This is a genomic window from Brevibacillus sp. YAE8, from assembly GCF_057543335.1.
Genome location: NZ_BAAIYG010000072.1, coordinates 1 through 1,203, shown reverse-complemented (window position 1 = coordinate 1,203; position 1,203 = coordinate 1). Strand labels below are relative to the sequence as shown.

Sequence of the window (1,203 nt, the reverse complement as noted above, 5' to 3'; positions counted from 1 at the left end):
TGACGTCCATGGTAGCCAAATAGAGCATTTTGAGCAGGGCTTCATCGGTGGGGAAAATGCTCTTGCCCTTCGTCACCTTCCGGAGTTGCCGATGGTAACTCTCAATCATATTGGTCGTATAGATCAATTTACGAATCTCTGGTGGATACTTGAAAAAAGTAGCTAGCTCGTCCCAGTTGGTACGCCAAGAGCGAACGATGAGGGGATATTTGTTACCCCATGTTTCCTCAAAACGATCCAATTCCAGTAAGGCAGCCTCTTCTGTTGCCGCTTTGTAGATTGGCTTTAAATCCGCCGTCACTTTCTTAAGATCCTTATAAGAAACATAACGGGTCGAGTTGCGGATTTGATGAATGATGCACTTTTGGATCTCCGTATTCGGATAGCAGGCAGAGATGGCCTGAGAGAAGCCCGTTAGGTTATCCACGCAGGTGATGAGAATGTCCTGAACCCCACGGTTCCGTAAGTCGTTCAGTACGCTCAGCCAGAACTTTGAGGATTCATTCTCTCCAATCCACATGCCTAATACGTCCTTGTTGCCGTCCAAATCAATGCCAATGACCATATAAGCCGCTTTGTTCACAATAGCACCGTCTTGCTTGACTTTGTAGTGAATGGCGTCCATAAATACAACCGCATAGATGCTTTGTAGCGGTCGGTTCTGCCATTCTTTGATGAGTGGCACGATCTTATTCGTCACATTGGAGATCATGGTAGGAGAAACGTCAATTCCATACAGATGGTTCAGATGGTCCTGAATATCCCGTGTGCTGACACCTTTGGCATACATGGCGATAATTTGGTCCTCAATGCCGGTAACGGTAGACTGATGCTTTTTCACGATAACGGGCTCAAATTCGCCATTACGGTCACGTGGCACCGCGATCTCCACCTCGCCGTATTCGCTTGTCACCGTCTTCTTTGTCTTCCCGTTACGGCTGTTTGTTGTTTTCTTTCGCTTCACATCGTGCTTTTCATAGCCGAGTTCCGTGTCAAGCTCCGCCTCTAGCATCGACTGCAGCGTTTCTGCAAACAGTTCCTTCAGTGCCGACTGCACATCGTCCATCGTCTTGAGGTTGTTTTCCTTCACAAACGCCTTCACTTGTTCCTTACTAAATCTCGCCATAGGTGTCATCCTCTCAAACCAACCTTTCTTTTATTGTAATAGGTTTTGAGAGTTTACACAGAATATTTTACAGTCCC

Annotated in this window: 1 protein-coding gene; it reads right to left on the bottom strand. The window is 46.6% G+C overall.

Going from position 1 to position 1,203, the window contains the following annotated elements; translation table 11 throughout:
• On the bottom strand, positions 1-1,126 hold a 1,126-nt coding region (locus AC27IT_RS27625; RefSeq protein WP_340673119.1), incomplete at its 3' end, for an IS256 family transposase.
• Positions 1,127-1,203 lie beyond the last annotated feature (77 nt).